General features: G+C 72.0%; 1 pseudogene. It reads right to left on the bottom strand.

Annotated elements, in window-relative coordinates:
* Positions 1-812 (bottom strand): annotated as a pseudogene (locus RG19_RS18550) (DUF11 domain-containing protein); the annotation flags it as partial.

Below are 812 nucleotides of genomic sequence, written 5' to 3'. Positions count from 1 at the left end.
GCAGCGTGCCTGCCGGCAGCGAGCAGGCCAGCGCGCCGGTGCAGGCGAAGGCGCCCGCATCGGTCACCGCACCGAAGGTCAGGCCCACGCCCAGCGTGTCGACCAGGGTCAGCACCTCGGTGGTGGCCGAGTTCGCCACCGTCACCGTCACCGTGTAGGTCAAGGTGTCGCCCGGCACGACGGTGCTGCCGGCGGCGGGATCGGCCGCTTTCGCCACGGTGATCGCGGTGGCCACGATGTCGTGCTCGGTCGTGCAGGTCGCACACACCGGATCGGGATCGCTCCCGCCGGCAGGGTTGCTGGCGACGACGACGTTTCCGACCGTGCCGGTGGCGGCGGCATCGACGGTGGCGGTGTAACGCAGGGCGTAGGTGCCCGGCAGTGTGCCGGCCGGCAATGTGCAGATCAGCGCGCCGCCGCAGGCGAAGGCACCTGCGTCGGTGACCGTACCGAAGGTCAGGCCGGTTCCCAGCGTGTCGAGCAGGGTCAGCACCTCGGTGGTGGCCGAGTTCGCCACCGTCACCGTCACCGTGTAGGTCAAGGTGTCGCCCGGCGCGGCGGTGCTGCCGGCGGCGGGGTCGGCCGCTTTCGCCACGGTGATCGCGGTCGGCGCGATCTCGTGTTCGGTCGTGCAGGTGACGCACACCGGATCGGGGTCGTTGCCGCCGGCGGGGTTGCTGGCGACGACGACATTGCCGACCGTGCCAGTGGCATCCGCATCGACGGTGGCCGTGTAGCTCAGGGCGTAGCTACCCGGCAGCGTGCCTGCCGGCAGCGAGCAGGCCAGCGCGCCGGTGCAGGCGAAGGCGCCC

This window comes from Luteimonas abyssi (genome assembly GCF_001482195.1).
Lineage (GTDB): Bacteria > Pseudomonadota > Gammaproteobacteria > Xanthomonadales > Xanthomonadaceae > Luteimonas > Luteimonas abyssi.
This window is presented reverse-complemented; position numbering and strand designations above follow the sequence as displayed.